The organism is Pseudomonas sp. G3-39, from assembly GCF_054790485.1.
The window spans coordinates 1,322,189-1,337,934 of the sequence record NZ_CP186497.1 but is presented as its reverse complement, the minus strand read 5'-3'; the positions used below and the strand labels follow the sequence as shown (position 1 = coordinate 1,337,934).

Annotated in this window: 16 protein-coding genes; 2 read left to right on the top strand and 14 right to left on the bottom strand. The window is 61.1% G+C overall.

The features are described from left to right. Positions 1-59 precede the first annotated feature (59 nt). The 11 genes from pcaC to pcaR form a co-directional block, all read right to left on the bottom strand. Positions 60-452 (bottom strand): 4-carboxymuconolactone decarboxylase, encoded by a 393-nt coding sequence (gene pcaC / locus ACOYXG_RS06025; protein WP_027614399.1) that lies wholly within the window; start codon positions 450-452, stop codon positions 60-62. Positions 453-462: 10 nt separating this feature from the next. Beyond that, the gene (pcaD, locus tag ACOYXG_RS06020) at positions 463-1,254 is read right to left on the bottom strand and encodes a 3-oxoadipate enol-lactonase (protein ID WP_460356470.1); all 792 of its coding nucleotides are present in this window, start codon (positions 1,252-1,254) and stop codon (positions 463-465) included. A gap of 12 nt (positions 1,255-1,266) precedes the next feature. After that, positions 1,267-2,631, bottom strand: a complete 1,365-nt coding sequence (locus ACOYXG_RS06015; RefSeq protein WP_460356466.1) for a 3-carboxy-cis,cis-muconate cycloisomerase — start codon at positions 2,629-2,631, stop codon at positions 1,267-1,269. 46 nt (positions 2,632-2,677) lie between these two features. Continuing rightward, positions 2,678-3,973 carry an MFS family transporter gene (locus ACOYXG_RS06010; protein ID WP_134785599.1) on the bottom strand — a complete coding sequence of 432 codons (1,296 nt, stop codon included), beginning with the start codon at positions 3,971-3,973 and terminating at the stop codon, positions 2,678-2,680. Positions 3,974-4,169: 196 nt separating this feature from the next. Further along, a complete protein-coding gene (gene pcaG, locus ACOYXG_RS06005; protein WP_003222412.1) occupies positions 4,170-4,736 on the bottom strand; it encodes a protocatechuate 3,4-dioxygenase subunit alpha in 567 nt (188 codons plus the stop codon). Position 4,737: 1 nt separating this feature from the next. Next, positions 4,738-5,442 carry a protocatechuate 3,4-dioxygenase subunit beta gene (gene pcaH, locus ACOYXG_RS06000; RefSeq protein WP_027614394.1) on the bottom strand — a complete coding sequence of 235 codons (705 nt, stop codon included), beginning with the start codon at positions 5,440-5,442 and terminating at the stop codon, positions 4,738-4,740. A 37-nt stretch (positions 5,443-5,479) separates the two neighbouring features. Then, positions 5,480-6,685 carry a 3-oxoadipyl-CoA thiolase gene (pcaF, locus tag ACOYXG_RS05995; protein WP_460356461.1) on the bottom strand — a complete coding sequence of 402 codons (1,206 nt, stop codon included), beginning with the start codon at positions 6,683-6,685 and terminating at the stop codon, positions 5,480-5,482. Next, a complete protein-coding gene (locus ACOYXG_RS05990) occupies positions 6,682-7,461 on the bottom strand; it encodes a CoA-transferase subunit beta (RefSeq protein ID WP_027614392.1) in 780 nt (259 codons plus the stop codon). The genes pcaF and ACOYXG_RS05990 overlap by 4 nt, the downstream gene beginning before the upstream one ends. Beyond that, positions 7,461-8,318, bottom strand: a complete 858-nt coding sequence (locus ACOYXG_RS05985; protein ID WP_003222404.1) for a CoA transferase subunit A — start codon at positions 8,316-8,318, stop codon at positions 7,461-7,463. The genes ACOYXG_RS05990 and ACOYXG_RS05985 overlap by 1 nt, the downstream gene beginning before the upstream one ends. Positions 8,319-8,585: 267 nt before the next feature. Further along, positions 8,586-9,932, bottom strand: coding sequence for a 4-hydroxybenzoate transporter PcaK (locus tag ACOYXG_RS05980; RefSeq protein WP_027614391.1), 1,347 nt, complete (start codon positions 9,930-9,932; stop codon positions 8,586-8,588). Between the two features lie 294 nt (positions 9,933-10,226). After that, positions 10,227-11,069: a pca regulon transcriptional regulator PcaR gene (pcaR, locus tag ACOYXG_RS05975; protein ID WP_007963153.1), complete on the bottom strand. Its 843-nt coding sequence runs from the start codon at positions 11,067-11,069 to the stop codon at positions 10,227-10,229. A 653-nt stretch (positions 11,070-11,722) separates the two neighbouring features. Here pcaR and ACOYXG_RS05970 point away from each other — a divergent pair. Both ACOYXG_RS05970 and ACOYXG_RS05965 read left to right on the top strand, forming a co-directional pair. Next, positions 11,723-11,923 carry a hypothetical protein gene (locus ACOYXG_RS05970; RefSeq protein WP_003222398.1) on the top strand — a complete coding sequence of 67 codons (201 nt, stop codon included), beginning with the start codon at positions 11,723-11,725 and terminating at the stop codon, positions 11,921-11,923. A gap of 376 nt (positions 11,924-12,299) precedes the next feature. Further along, positions 12,300-13,775 (top strand): inorganic phosphate transporter, encoded by a 1,476-nt coding sequence (locus ACOYXG_RS05965; protein ID WP_003222397.1) that lies wholly within the window; start codon positions 12,300-12,302, stop codon positions 13,773-13,775. Positions 13,776-14,792: 1,017 nt separating this feature from the next. Here the strand turns inward: ACOYXG_RS05965 and ccoM are convergent. From ccoM to ACOYXG_RS05950, 3 genes are all read right to left on the bottom strand, one after another. Beyond that, positions 14,793-14,906 carry a cytochrome c oxidase subunit CcoM gene (gene ccoM, locus ACOYXG_RS05960; RefSeq protein WP_003222396.1) on the bottom strand — a complete coding sequence of 38 codons (114 nt, stop codon included), beginning with the start codon at positions 14,904-14,906 and terminating at the stop codon, positions 14,793-14,795. A gap of 148 nt (positions 14,907-15,054) precedes the next feature. Beyond that, on the bottom strand, positions 15,055-15,216 hold the full coding sequence (locus ACOYXG_RS05955; protein ID WP_096797040.1) for a hypothetical protein: 162 nt from the start codon (positions 15,214-15,216) through the stop codon (positions 15,055-15,057). Between the two features lie 112 nt (positions 15,217-15,328). After that, complete coding sequence (locus ACOYXG_RS05950) at positions 15,329-15,670, bottom strand: hypothetical protein (RefSeq protein ID WP_003222394.1); 342 nt, start codon at positions 15,668-15,670, stop codon at positions 15,329-15,331. Positions 15,671-15,746 lie beyond the last annotated feature (76 nt).

Below are 15,746 nucleotides of genomic sequence, written 5' to 3'. Positions count from 1 at the left end.
GGAAATGCATTCCAAATGTGGGAGCGGGCTTGCTCGCGAAGGCGTCAGTTCAGGCACCATCACTCCCGGGATTCGACTCCCAGCTCATCCCACACCGACTCCGCCAGATGGAACGTCGCATTCGCCGCCGGGATCCCGCAATAAATCGCGCTCTGCATGATCACTTCCTTGATCTCGCTCCGGCTCACACCGTTGTTGGCCGCCGCACGCAGATGCAATTTCAGCTCGGCCTCGCGGTTCATCCCGATCAGCATGGCGATGGTGATCAGGCTGCGCGTGTGCCGTGGCAGGCCCGGACGGGTCCAGATGTCGCCCCAGGCGTGACGCGTGATCATCTCCTGAAATTCCGAGTTGAACTCGGTCAGCGCATTCAGGCTGCGGTCGACGTGAGCATCGCCCAATACCGCGCGGCGGACTTGCAGGCCTTCGTCGTAACGTTGTTTCTCGTCCACAAACTTCCCCTCACTGAGCGTTCAGAAACGCCAACACACGATCACTGAAAGCGGCACCGGCCTGCACGTTGGACAGGTGCGCGGCATAGAACTCGGCGTACTCGGCGCCGCGCACATGCTCCCGAATGAAATGCCCACCACACGGTGGCGTTACCGCATCTTCGGTACCCGCGATCACCAGCAGCGGCAGGTTGATCGAGGCCAGTTGCTCACGGAAATCGGCATCGCGCACTGCCGCGCAATTGGCCGCATAACCTTCAGGCGAAGTCGCCGCGAGCATGTCGGTGATCTTCTTCGCCGCGGCCGGATTGGCCGCGGAAAAATCAGGCGTGAACCAACGGGCAATCGACGCATCACGCAGTGCGACCATCGCTGCCGGGCCATCACGCAGCACGGTTTCGATGCGCGGGTTCCATACCGATGGATCACCGATCTTTGCGGCGGTGTTGCACACGATCAATTTGTGCAGACGATGACCGGCATTGATCCCCAGCCACTGGCCGATCAACCCGCCCATCGACAATCCGCAAAAATGCGCGCGCTCGATGTGCAGCGCATCGAGCAAGCCGAGCACGTCGCGGCCCAGTTGCTCGATGCTGTAAGGCCCCGGCGTCACCAGCGACTGGCCGTGACCACGGGTGTCGAAACGCAGCACCCGGAAATGCTCGGTGAATGCCGGCATCTGCGCGTCCCACATGTGCAGGTCGGTGCCCAGCGAGTTGGACAGCACCAGCACCGGTGCGTCGACCGGACCTTCAATAACGTAATGCAGTTCGCCATCGGCGAGTTGAACGAAAGCCACAGCCCTCTCCTTTCAGACAGACAATGCGTTGTGTTCGGCCACTGCGCGCTCGACCCAGGCTTGCGCCTGGCCGAGGTAATGCGCGGGGTCGAGCAGATGATCGAGTTCGGTGCTGCTCAGTTCGGCGGTCACTTGCGGCTCGTCGCCGAGTACCGCACGCAGGTGGCGCTGTTCGGCCACCGCGCGTTTGCAACATTGTTCGAGCAGGTGATGCGCGGTGTCGCGGCCGACCCGTTGCGCGAGGACGATGCTCACCGCTTCGGCCAGCACCAGCCCTTGGGTCAATTGGAGATTGCGCGCCATGCGCTCGGCATCGACCTCCAGACCATCGGCCAGCAAGCGCGCCTGTTGCAGCGCACCGGACACCAGGCAGCAGATGTCCGGAAGGGTTTCCCATTCGGCATGCCACAGACCGAGGCTGCGCTCGTGCTCCTGCGGCATGGCGCTGAACAGCGTCGAGACCAGCCCCGGTACCCGCGTCGCCGCGCCGATCAACACCGCTGCGCCGACCGGATTGCGCTTATGCGGCATGGTCGACGAACCGCCCTTGCCCGGCGCCGACGGCTCGAACACTTCCGCCGCTTCGGTCTGCATCAACAGACTGACGTCGCGCCCCAATTTGCCGAGGCTGCCGGCGATCAAACCGAGGACTGCACCGAACTCGACGATGCGATCACGCTGGGTGTGCCACGGTTGCTCAGGCAAAGTCAGTTGCAGCTCTTCGGCAAGCGCCTGAGCGATCGGCAATGCTTGCTCGCCGAGCGCCGCGAGGGTGCCGGAAGCGCCGCCGAATTGCAGCACCAGCAGCCGCGGCTTGAGTTCGCGCAGACGCTGACGGCTGCGGGTTACCGCGCCGAGCCAACCGGCGATCTTCATCCCGAGGGTGACGGGCGTGGCGTGCTGCAGCCAGGTGCGCCCGGCCAGTGGCGTCGCCGCATGCCGTTGGGCTTGGGTGGCGAGCGAATCGGCCAGCGCTGCCAGATCGCTTTCAATCAGCTCCAGCGCCTGCCGCAATTGCAGGACCAGCCCGGAATCCATCACGTCCTGACTGGTGGCGCCCAGATGCACATAGCGCTCGGCCTCGGCACTGCTTGCGGCGATCTCTTTGCCCAATGCCTTGACCAGTGGAATCGCCGAGTTGCCGGCCGTGGCAATCGCCTCGCCCAGCGCCGCGAAGTCATACAGACCGGCATTGCAAGCGGCGGCAATCGGCGCCACGGCAGACGCCGGAATCACCCCGACCCGCGCCTCGGCCCGGGCCAGCGCCGCTTCGAAATCGAGCATGGCCTGCACCCGGCCCTGATCGCAGAACACCTCGCGCATGTCGCGGGCAGTGAAGTAGGCATCGAACAATTGATTGCCCGGTCGCTGAGTCATAAACAGTCCTTGCCGGCGCGGGCCAATGCGGCCCGCGCACATCGGTTTACAGATCGTGGTGCAAGTACGCCGCCTGTTTCGGCAGGCGCAGGCTGAACAGGAACGCCACCGCCATCATCACCGTGACGTACCAGTAGAAGGCGTTTTCCATGCCCCCGGCCTTGAGGCTCAGGGCCACGTATTCCGCCGAACCGCCGAAGATCGCGTTGGCCACCGCATAGGCCAGACCGACGCCGAGGGCGCGGACTTCCGGCGGGAACATTTCGGCTTTCACCAGACCGCTGATCGAGGTGTAGAAACTGACAATCGCCAGCGCCACGGTGATCAGCGCAAAGGCCAGAATCGGGCTGCTGATGCTTTTCAGGCTCAACAGGATCGGCACAGTGAACAGCGTGCCGAGCGCGCCGAACCAGAGCATCGAATTACGTCGGCCGATCTTGTCGGCGAGCATGCCGAACAGCGGCTGCATGCACATGTACAGGAACAGCGCGCCGGTCATGATGTAGCTGGCGGTCTTGGCGTGCATGCCGGCGGTGTTCACCAGGTACTTCTGCATGTACGTGGTAAAGGTGTAGAAAATCAGCGAGCCACCGGCGGTGTAACCGAGCACGGTGATGAACGCGGCTTTGTGATCACGGAACAGCGCGCGGATGCTGCCGGCGTCCTTGTTCTCGCGCATTTCCTTGCTGGTGGTTTCTTTCAGGGAGCGACGCAGGAACAGCGAAATCACCGCCGCCACCGCACCGACCACAAACGGAATGCGCCAGCCGTAAGCACGCAGTTCATCTTCACTGAGGAACTGTTGCAGGATCACCACCAGCGACACCGCCAGCAGTTGCCCGCCGATCAGGGTCACGTACTGGAACGAAGCGAAAAAGCCGCGCTGGCCCTTGAGCGCAACTTCACTCATGTAGGTCGCGGTGGTGCCGTACTCGCCGCCCACCGACAGGCCTTGCAACAGCCGCGCGAACAGCAACAGCAGCGGAGCCCAGACGCCGATGCTGGCGTAAGTCGGCAGACAGGCGATGAGCAGGGAGCCGAAGCACATCATCAGCACCGAAATCATCATCGAGGTCTTGCGGCCCTTCTTGTCCGCCAGCCGCCCGAAAATCCAGCCGCCAATCGGGCGCATCAGAAACCCGGCAGCGAACACCCCGGCCGTGTTGACCAGTTGCACCGTGGGGTTGTCGGAGGGGAAAAATGCCGGGGCGAAATAGATCGCGCAGAAGGCGTAGACGTAGAAGTCGAACCATTCGACGAGGTTGCCGGACGAGGCACCGACAATGGCGAAGATGCGCTTGCTGCGCTCCTCGCCGGTGTAATGAGCGGTGGTAGTGGTCATTGTTTTTTACTCTGAAGGGACAGGTGAGAGTCTAGACACACTTCGCAACAGTCCCGTTCCACAGTTCCATCTGCAACACAGTTCTCCGCTGTGGGAGCGAGCCTGCTCGCGAAGAGGGAGTGCCAGACGACATTTACGTTGGCTGACCCACCGCTTTCGCGAGCAGGCTCGCTCCCACAGGGGATTGGGGCGAACTTCAGTAATCGAAGAACACCGTCTCCGCCTCAGTGCCCTGCAAAATCACATTCCACTGATACACACCCGCCGCATCCGGCTTCGCCAGCAACGTCCCGCGGCGCTCCGCCGGCACACATTCCAGCAGCGGATCATTGACGTTCGCCGGATCGCCTTCGAAGTAGATGCGTGTCAGCAAGTGCTTGACCAGACCACGGGCAAACACCAGCACCACCAGATGCGGGGCCTGGGTCGAGCCCTTCAGGCCTTCGACCGTGCCCGGTTTGATCGTGGTGAAACGGAAGCGCCCTTCGGCGTCCACCGGCACCCGGCCAAAACCTTCGAAGTGCGGATCCAGCGGTTTGTCCTGCTCGTCTTCCGGGTGCGCGTACTTGCCGGCGGCGTTGGCCTGCCAGACTTCGAGCATCGCGTCGTTGACCACATCGCCGTTGCCGTCAACGACTTGGCCGGTGATCGCCACGCGCTCGCCGAGGGTTTGTTCTACCGCGAGGTTTTCGCGATTCAGCCAGGTCAGGCCGATGTGGTAGTACGGCCCGACGGTGTGGGACGTGGTGGCAGTCAGCGTCATCTTATTTCTCCATCGGCGTGGCGTCGCGGCCGCGCAAGACGATGTCCCAGCGATAGCCGAGGGCGTAGGACGGAATGGTTTTTTCCAGATCGAAAGCGGCGATCAGACGTTCCTTGGCGGAGGTGTCCGGCACGCAGTTGTAGATCGGGTCGTAGGCCAGCAGCGGGTCGCCGGGGAAATACATCTGCGTCACCAGACGGGTGAGGATGCTCGGCCCGAACAGCGAGAAATGGATGTGCGCCGGGCGCCACGCGTTGTGGTGGTTACCCCACGGATAGGCGCCGGGCTTGATGGTCTGGAACTGATACCAGCCATCGGCGTCGGTCACGGTGCGGCCGGTGCCGGTGAAGTTCGGGTCCAGCGGTGCGTCGTGCAGGTCGCGCTTGTGGTTGTAGCGACCGGCGGCGTTGGCCTGCCAGATCTCCACCAGAATCCCCGGCACCGGCAAACCGTTTTCGTCGAGCACACGGCCGTGAATGATGATGCGCTCGCCCAACGGCTCGCCGTCGTGCTGCGCGGTCAGGTCGTTGTCTTTCTCGGCGACGCGTTCGGCACCGATGGTCGGGCCGGTGATCTCCGACAACGAATGCGGCAGAAACACCAACGGCTTGGACGGCGAGCGCAGGTTGGTGGATTGATACGTCGGGTGCAGGTATTCAGGCTGGGTGCCTTCCTGCGGACGACGGTAGCCAGGCTTGTCAGTCATTTCGCTTTCCTCAGTTCTTATCAGTCGACGCGCTGCGTCAGACGCGTTCGATGGCCAGGGCCAGACCCTGCCCGACGCCGACGCACATGGTCGCCAGACCTTTCTTGCCGCCGGTCTTTTCCAGCTGATGCAGCGCCGTCAGCACCAGTCGCGCCCCGCTCATGCCCAACGGGTGGCCCAAGGCAATCGCGCCACCGTTCGGGTTGACCTGCGGCGCATCGTCGGCCAGACCCAATTCACGCAGCACTGCCAGGCCTTGGCTGGCGAAGGCTTCGTTGAGTTCGATCACATCGAAATCGCTGACCGCCACGCCGAGACGCTCGATCAGTTTGCGCACCGCCGGCACCGGGCCGATGCCCATCACCCTAGGTGCAACACCGGCGCTGGCCATACCCAGCACTTTGGCCCGTGCTGTCAGGCCGTGTTTTTTCACCGCTTCCGCCGACGCGAGAATCAGCGCGGCGGCGCCGTCGTTGACCCCGGACGCATTGCCGGCGGTGACAGTCTTGTCCGGGCCGTTGACCGGTTTGAGTTTGGTCAGCGCTTCGAGCGTGGTGTCGGCGCGTGGATGTTCGTCCTGGCTGACCACGGTTTCGCCCTTCTTGTGGGCGATCCGCACTTCGACGATTTCCTCGGCGAAGTAGCCCGCCGCTTGTGCAGCGGCAGTGCGTTGCTGACTGCGCAAGGCGAAAGCGTCCTGGTCGGCACGCGACACTTTATAGTCGTCGGCGACGTTGTCGGCGGTCTGCGGCATCGCATCGACGCCGTACTGGGCTTTCATCAGCGGGTTGATGAAACGCCAGCCGATGGTAGTGTCTTCCAGCTTCATGTTGCGCGAGAACGCTGCGTCCGCCTTGCCCATCACGAACGGCGCGCGGGACATCGACTCGACGCCGCCGGCAATCGCCAGCTCCATCTCGCCACTGGCAATCGCACGGAAAGCAGTGCCGATCGCGTCCATGCCCGAAGCACACAGACGGTTGAGGGTCACGCCCGGCACGCTCTCCGGCAAGCCCGCCAGCAGCAGCGCCATGCGCGCCACGTTGCGGTTGTCTTCGCCAGCCTGGTTGGCGCAGCCGAGGAACACTTCGTCGATCGCGTTCCAGTCCACTGAGGGATTGCGTTCCATCAGCGCCTTGATCGGCACGGCGGCCAGATCGTCGGCGCGCACGGCGGACAAACCGCCGCCAAAACGGCCGATGGGGGTGCGAATTGCGTCGCAGATATACACGTCACGCATCATGCTTCTCCCGGTGCCTGGCCGTGGGCGGCGGCGGTGCGCGCTTCGAGATCGCGCAGTGCAGTGAGTTCCACCTCGGTCGGTGCCGCCGTGGTTTCAACGTTGTCGGCAAAACGAATGGCCCAACCGGTGGCGGCGACCACTTGCTCGCGGGTCACGCCTGGGTGCAGGGCGGTGACCACGAATTCGTGGGTGCCCTGCTCCGGCTCCATGATGCACAGGTCGGTGATGATCCCGACCGGGCCGGCACCCGGCAGGCCCAGACGCTTGCGCGAATCGCCGCCCTCGCCGTGACCGACCGAGGTAATGAAGTCGAGCTTGTCGACGAACGAACGCGCCGACTGCTTGAGGATAATCAACACGCTCTTCGCCGAACCGGCGATTTCCGGCGCGCCACCGGCACCCGGCAGGCGCACTTTCGGCGCGTGGTAATCGCCGACCACGGTGGTGTTGATGTTGCCGAAACGGTCGACCTGCGCCGCGCCGAGAAAACCGACGTCGATGCGCCCACCCTGCAGCCAGTAGCGAAAAATCTCACCGGTCGGCACGACGGTGTCGGCGGTTTCCGCCAGTTCACCATCACCGATCGACAGCGGCAGCACGCTCGGCTTGGCGCCAATCGGACCCGATTCGTAGATCAGCACCACGTCCGGCGACGAAGTCAGGCGCGCAAGGTTGGCGGCTTTCGACGGCAGGCCGATGCCGACGAAGCACACCGAGCCGTTCTTCAGGCGACGGGCCGCCGCGACGGTCATCATTTCATTGGTGGTGTAAGTCATTACTTGGCCTCCGAAGCAGCGGCCAACTTGGCCTGAAACTCGCTGAAGTCAGCGCAGCCATGGATGTATTCGTTGATCCACGCGGTAAACGTCTCACGGTCGCGGGCGATCGGATCCCACGCCTGATAGAAGCGATTGTCACGCTCGGTGTAACCGTGGGCGTAGGATGGATGCGCGCCGCCGGGTACGTGGCAGACCGCGCTCAAGGCCCAGGTCGGCAGCACGCAAGCGTTCATCGGGGCGTTGAGGTTGTCGACGATTTCCTCGACGGTGACGATGCAGCGCTTGGCCGCCAGTGCCGCTTCTTTCTGCACCCCGAGAATGCCCCACAGCAGCACGTTGCCCTGACGGTCGGCTTTCTGCGCGTGGATCACGGTGACGTCTGGACGCACCGACGGCACGGCCGCCAGCACTTCACCGGTGAACGGGCAGGTCACGGATTTGATCAGCGGGTTGACCTTCGGCAGGTCGGAACCGGCGTAGGCCCGCAGCACGGCGAACGGTAGGCCGGAAGCGCCGGCGACGTAGGCGTTGGCCAGGTCGGCGTGGCTGTGCTCTTCGATTTCCAGGGCATGCGGCCACTGCTTCTCGACCGCATCGCGCAGACGGTGCAGCGAACCCACACCCGGATTGCCGCCCCAGGAAAAGATCAGCTTGCGTGCACAACCGGCACCGATCAGTTGGTCGTAGATCAGGTCAGGCGTCATCCGCACCAGGGTCAGATCTTTCTTGCCCTGCCGAATGATTTCATGACCTGCGGCTGTCGGAATCAGGTGAGTGAAGCCTTCGAGCGCGACGGTGTCGCCGTCGTTGACGAATTGCTTCACCGCGTCGTGCAGCGAAAGGATCTCAGCCATGGAGCAGGCTCCCGTTTTTGTAGTGAATCGCCAGTGATAAAAAGGCGCGAGGTTCAGCGCCGGAGTCACTGAAGATTAAGCCGCTGAAAATCGCCAAACAATCCGATAATCGACTGAGTGTTCGTTTATCGAACGGATTGTTACTCCCCTAACTATCTCCTCATTCGCGAGCAGGCTCGCTCCCACATTGGAATGCATTTCAAAATGTGGGAGCGAGCCTGCTCGCGAAAAGACCGGAACATTCAACGCAAATCAAAATGACTCGACTCAAGTCGCATCCGCATGACTGACCATGCCTTTGATCACCACCGCCGTCGTCGCCAACGCCGCCGGAATCACCAGCGCCGTCAGCACCTGCTCGAAATTCCAGCCCAGGCCCAGCAACGTCGCGCCCATCCACGCCCCGAGAATCGCGCCAAACCGGCCAATCCCGAGCATCCACGAGACCCCGGTCGCCCGCCCCTGAGTCGGATAAAACCGCGCCGCCAGCGACGGCATCGCCGATTGCGCACCGTTGACGCACATCCCGGCCACCAGCACCAAGGTCGCCAGCAACGTGATGTTGCCCAGACTCTGCCCTACCGCGTAGGCAAACACCCCGGCCAGCAGGTAGAAAGTGCCGATGACCTTGTGCGGATTGAAGCGATCCATCGCCCAACCCACAGCGACCGCACTCAACACCCCGCCAAACTGGAACAACGCGCCAATGAACGCCGCCTGCTCCATGCTCGCGCCGCTGTCACGCATCAGGGTCGGCAGCCAACTGGTCAGCAGATAAACGATGACCAGGCCCATGAAGTAGGTCAGCCACAGCAGCAAGGTACCGACGCTGTAGGTGCCGGAGAAAATCACCGCGAACACATTGCGCGCCTTGACGGTTTTCTGTTCCGGCACGCTGAAACTCGAGGCCTGCGCGACGGTGACCGGATCGATCGGCGACAAGGTCTTGCGTACTTTGTCGGTGCCGCGATTGCGCACTACCAGAAAACGCGCCGACTCCGGCAGCCAGAACAGCAGCACCACCGCGAGGATCAGCGGCAGGATCCCGCCGATCAGCAGCAGGCTGTGCCAGCCGAACGCCGGGATGAGCTTCGCCGAAATGAAACCGCCACCGGCCATGCCAAGGTTGAAGCCGCAGAACATGCTGGTCACCAGCAAGGATTTCTTGCGCTCCGGGGTGTATTCCGAGAGCAGCGTGGTGGCGTTGGGCATGCCGGCGCCCAGACCGAGGCCGGTGAGGAAGCGCAGCACCAGCAATTGTTCGACGTTGGTGCTGTAGGCCGAGGCCAGGCTGAAAGCGCCGAACAGCAGCACCGCGCCAACCAGCACCACTTTGCGTCCGAAGCGGTCAGCCAGCGGGCCGGAACCCAGTGCGCCGAAGACCATGCCGATCAACGCGGCGCTCATTACCGGGCCAAGGCTGGCGCGGTCGATGCCCCAGTCCTGGGACAGTGCCGGCGCGATAAAACCCATCGCCGCGGTGTCGAGACCATCGAGAAATACAATCAGGAAACACAGGATCACCACCCGCCACTGATAGCGCGAGATCGGTTGGGCATTGATGAAGGTCTGCACGTCGAGGCAGTTACCTACAGCGGACTGAGGCTGGTTCATTATTTTTATTCCACGCAAAAAACGCAGTCGAACGGCGGCCGGCCAAAGAGCGGCACGGTCACAAGAATAGAAGATCGAAATCAGGCGTTGCGGTGAATCCGGCAACAGGGAATGGAGCTGAGACAGTCGGGGAGCATGCGCATGGTGAATTGCCTCTTGTCATTATTATGGGAGTCGACAGTCCGGGCTGAGACCTGTGCTCAGCGCGGGATGACGCTGCCGCGACATTAATGATCCGGGGCTTTTAGCGTCAATTCGATAAACGCAACACTGTGCGTTTATCGAACAGCTTCATCAGGCGAACAACTGCGCGCTGAGGTCGCGGCTGGCACTGAGCAGGCCCGGCAGGAAGCGTTGTTCCAGTTCGGTACGGCTGACGCGGCCGGCGTGGGTGCTGACATTAAGCGCCGCCACCACCTGGCCCGACGCATCGTAAACCGGCACGGCAATCGAACGCAGGCCTTGTTCGAGTTCCTGATCGACGATGCACCATCCCTGCTGCCGTACCTCCTGCAGGCATTCGAGCAGACTTTCGGGGGTGTGCAGCGTGCGGCTGGTCTTGGCCACCAGTTCGGCATGGTCGAGGTATTCGCGCAGCGAGGTGTCGTCCAGCGCCGCCAGCAGGATGCGGCCCATCGATGTGCAATAGGCCGGCAGACGCCCGCCCACCGACAGGTCCACCGAGATCAGCCGTTGCGTGGTCGCCGAGCGGGCGATGTACAAAATGTCGTCACCTTCGAGCGTGGCCATGTTGCAGGCTTCGTGCAGTTGCTCGCTCATGCGGTCGAGGTACGGCTGGGCCGACACCGCCAGCGGCGTCGACGACAGATACGCGTGCCCGAGAGTCAGCACTTTGGGCAGCAACGAGTAAGTACGGCCATCAGTGGTGGCGTAACCCAGTTTGATCAGTGTGTGCAGGCAACGGCGCACGGCAGCGCGGGGAATTTCCGTGCGGTGGCTGATCTGGGCGATGGTCAGGTGCCGCTTGCGCTCCTGAAACGCCTGCACCACCGCCAGGCCACGGGCCAGCGAGGTCATGAAATCCGGATCGCCGGTCAGCGCCTGGATGCGTTTGGCCGGCGAAGCGACGATCGGCGGCGCCACGGAGGTGAAGGAGTTGCGCATTTGATCGTTCATTTCTTGTCCTTGTTTCCGGCACGAATCAATGGCTATACAAGCGGCTCGCCAGCAGATGCACAAGAGTCGAGACGCCAAGATTGGGCGATTATCGAACCGCCGACCGATTATCGCAATCCATCAGCCGCTGTCCTTCTTGGCTTCTTCATTCATTCACCTGCCTGTTCATCCAACTTCGCATGCCTCATTAGTTGATCGACTTAATGGCGCCAGAAACTGAACGCGAGTGCTTAAAAGGTTTCGGCGAATTTCAACTAGCGATAAAACTTGTCAGTAACAAAACGATCACACATCCCGAACCGTTTTTAACTTGGCAAAGATAGTCATTCCCGAATCGACCGCTATAATGCACCTCAGTGGCGCCACGTTTTCACTGGCCGAGGGTGCCGCCCGCTGACCCGATGCCTATTGCCGTCAGCCCGGCCAGCGCCTGACGCTCATTATTCATGCACCGCCAGCGCGCTTGCTGAAACAGGAAACTGATGCTGCGTCAGTTTTAATCTGGTGCCGTAGCCGCCTGCAACATGGAAGTCTTGATCGCCTTGCCGATAACGCCAATGCCTGAACCGGCATGGCCCTTTGGTGGACGTGTTCAATCGACTCGTTGCCGTGCGTTTCACCAGATATTTATCTCAACTCAAACAGGTAGCACTGTGACGAAAGACGAACTGCGCGCGGAACTTGAGCGCCAGGAACAACGTTACAAGGAAGTTTACGGCGGGGAAGTCACCACCTACGCCGCGCAACCCGAACCGGAACGCAAGGCATGGCGCAAACGCCCCACCGTTCAGGATCAGGTTTTCCAGCAAGAACTGAAAAAGATGGAAGAAGAACTCAAAACCGAAGAGCCCTGAACGGGCGATCCTGAGATTTTCGAGGGTCTGCGTCGCCACCGGCTAAAAGCACGGTGACCCGACCATGCCTTGCGCGCCCGCTATCCGCGGGCAGCGGCCTACCTCCCCCGGCCTGCACGGGAAAGGAGCGTGTCTGACTCGTTTCAGAGATATTTCACACAGGCGTTTGAGGCTCGCGCGCGCTCGACAAATTGCTTGCTGCCCAAAGGTTTTTACAAGCTAATCAATGACTTAAAAAACCCTGCATCACGCTAGGGCTTTGCACCTTGCAACAATTTAATTCGACATTGATTGCTACCGATGAGCAGGTAGGGGATCGATTTCCAGTCTTTTCTGGCATAATCGCGCCCCCTTATGACCGGGTCAGAAAACCTTCATGATCGATTTATTCAGCGGACTGGATGCTTGGGTGCTTGTGAGCCTCTTGCTCGCCCTGACGTTTGTCCTCGCCTTCGAGTTCATCAATGGATTTCATGACACCGCTAACGCGGTAGCCACTGTTATCTACACCAAAGCCATGCCGCCTCACCTGGCGGTGTTCTTCTCCGGTGTGTTCAACTTCCTCGGCGTGTTGCTGGGCGGCGTTGGCGTGGCGTATGCCATTGTTCACCTGCTGCCGGTAGAACTGCTGATCAATGTGAATACCGGCCATGGCCTGGCGATGGTGTTCTCGTTGCTCGCCGCGGCGATCACCTGGAACCTGGGCACCTGGTACTTCGGTATCCCGGCCTCCAGTTCCCACACCCTGATCGGCTCGATCCTCGGTGTCGGCCTGGCCAACGCCCTGATCAACAACATCCCGTTGGCCGACGGCGTGAACTGGCAGAAAGCGATCGACATCGGCGCCTCGCTGGTGTTTTCGCCAATGGCTGGCTTCCTGATTGCCGCGCTGATCCTGATCGGCCTGAAGTGGTGGCGCCCGCTGTCGAAGATGCACAAGACCCCGGAACAGCGCCGCAAGATCGACGACAAGAAGCACCCGCCGTTCTGGAACCGTCTGGTTCTGGTGATTTCGGCCATGGCCGTGAGCTTCGTGCACGGTTCCAACGATGGCCAGAAAGGCATCGGCCTGATCATGCTGGTACTGATCGGTATCGTGCCTGCGCAGTTCGTCCTCGACCTGAGCAGCACCACCTACCAGATCGAGCGCACCCGCGACGCGACCCTGCACCTGAGCCAGTTCTACAAGCGCAATGCCGATTCCCTGGGCGAATTCCTGGCCCTGGGCAAAAGCGTTGAAGGCGACCTGCCGGAGAAATTCCGCTGCAACCCGCAGCAGACCGAACCGACCATCAACGCCCTGCTTGGCACCCTTAAAGGTGTAGCGGACTACCATTCGCTGTCCTCGGAAAGCCGCATCGAAGTCCGTCGCTACTTGCTGTGCCTGGACGACACCGCGAAGAAAGTCGGCAAGCTGCCAGGCTTGGAAGCGCGTGAGAAGGCTGACCTGGACAAACTGCGCAAAGACCTGACCACCACCACTGAATACGCCCCGTTCTGGGTGATTCTGGCGGTGGCCCTGGCCCTTGGCCTGGGTACCATGGTCGGCTGGAAACGCGTGGTACTGACCATCGGCGAGAAGATCGGCAAGCAGGGCATGACCTACTCTCAAGGCATGTCAGCGCAGATCACTACCGCCAGCTTGATCGGTATGGCCAACATCTTCAGTCTGCCGGTATCGACCACTCACGTTCTGTCCTCGGGCGTGGCTGGCACCATGGTCGCCAACAAGAGCGGCCTGCAGGGTGGGACTGTTCGCACCATCTTGCTGGCGTGGGTGCTGACCCTGCCGGCGACTGTGGCGCTGTCGGCTGGGTTGTTCTGGTTGGCGTCCAAAGCGTTGGGTAGCTGATAGACCGCTGCACATGAGAAAGGCGCGATTCGTGAGGATCGCGCCTTTTTTTTGGGTTTGGTTTTGTGAGCATATCCGTTGCTGCGGTAATGGCCTCCTATGGTTCCGCCCTTACGGCGGGTCACTTTTTCCAAACGCCGAAAAAGTAACCAAAAAGGCTTCCCCCGGCGTACGGCACTTCGCTGAGGCTCAGTGTTCCCTCGCTACGGCGTCCATCCGGGGGCATCGCCTCCGGTTTGCTTCGCTGCACCTCCTCTCGATGTATGCGGCTTCGCCGCATGGCGCTGCGCGCCTAACCCCCGGATGGACACCTTCGCTCGGCCTGCCGAAGGGGCTGAAGATCAAAAGCCACATCAAGAGCCAAAGCCAAAGCCAAAGCCAAAGCAGATCAAAAGATCACAGCCTTCGGCAGTTCCTACAGGGGATTGGGTGTATTCGGTTTTGAGATTTGGTCGGCTGTCAGGCCGCCTTCGCGAGCAAGCTCGCTCCCACAGTTGGATGAGTGCATTCAGCAGAGATCGGTCGGCTCGTAGGCCGCCATCGCCAGCAGGCTGGCTCCTACAAAAAAGCAAAAGCCGAGCGCACGCTTTTCCACCACTCAACACGATGAGCGTTAGCTCGAGTAAAGCTTTTGATCTGAGGGCCCGTCGGCAGGCTGAGTGGAGGGATTTGTCCGGGGGTGGGAGCGCAGCGACCGTTTGGCGCAGCCAAACACAGCGAGAGGAGGTGCAGCGAAGCAAACCGTAGGCGCTGCCCCCCCGGATGAATCCCGCAGCGAAGGAACCCGAGCCTAAGCGAGGGCCGAACGTCAGGGTAAAGCCTTTTGGGTTACCTTTTCGGCGTTTGGAAAAGGTGACCCGCCGTAAGGGCGGAACCCTAAGCCGCCGTTACCGCAGCAACGGATATTCACAAAGCACACCCAAAGTCTGGTCGGCCCAAAGGCCGCCAAGACACAAAAAAAAGGGGCAACCGAAGTCGCCCCAAAATGCCTTGCGTGCTCATCAAACCCGGAAAGACCTACTTCTTGCGCTTATTCGCATCCTTCCAGATAAAAAATCCAAACCCTGCAAAAAACAGAACCATGAGCCCCACGGTCAGAACCCCGGCAAACACCACGTTATCGAAAAACATGACTGTGGCCTCCTGGCCCCTGCTTTGCTGCGATGGAGCTAAGTTAACCAATCGCGCAGGCGCAGAAATTGACCAGGATCAAGTCCGGTCAACACAGAAGGCAAAGGCGGGAAAATAACTGACCTGCATCAAAGGATGCAGGGGAAGATCAACGCTTTTTCGGTTTCTTTTTCGGCTTTTTCTGGGCTTTTCCCAACGGCATGGCTTGCTCGAAGGCCTTGCGCACTTCGTTCAGCCGCTTTTCGTTGAGATCATGCACACGCTTGGCGCGCTCGGTGCCGAGGTCGATCAGTTTTTCATCTTGGCTCATGACGTTCAGCGCATCACTTGAAGAAAACACAACTGCCGCATCAGAGGCAGGACTGCGCCAATCATGCAGCCTGACGCCAGCGCTCGACAACAATTGATGTAAATAAGCAGACTCAGATCTCGATATCGACCCACAAGCCCTGACGCGGCTGATCTTCCATCAGCGGCACCACCGGCACGGTGTTGTCGGCATTCAGCTCGGTGCCCGGCACGGCGAGGTGTTCTTCCGGATCTTCGTCGGCTTCGCGACGGCGACGATCACGCTCCTGCTGGCGACGCTGTTCTTCGCGCGCCAGCAGTCGATCCTCTTCCGGATCGCGCTTTTGCAGATCGATCGTGCTTTCGTTGGAGCTCTCCTGCACCGGCACCACCGGAGGAATGTCCGGCCGCTGGCGAATCGGATCCTGCTGGGAAGTGATCGGCACAGCGCTCAGGGGGAGCATCGGTGGCAGCATATAAAGGGTCTCCTGTCAGCAGGCTATCGGCTGCGGCAAAGGCGCCTTGAGCCATCCGTCGCAAATCTGTGACGCA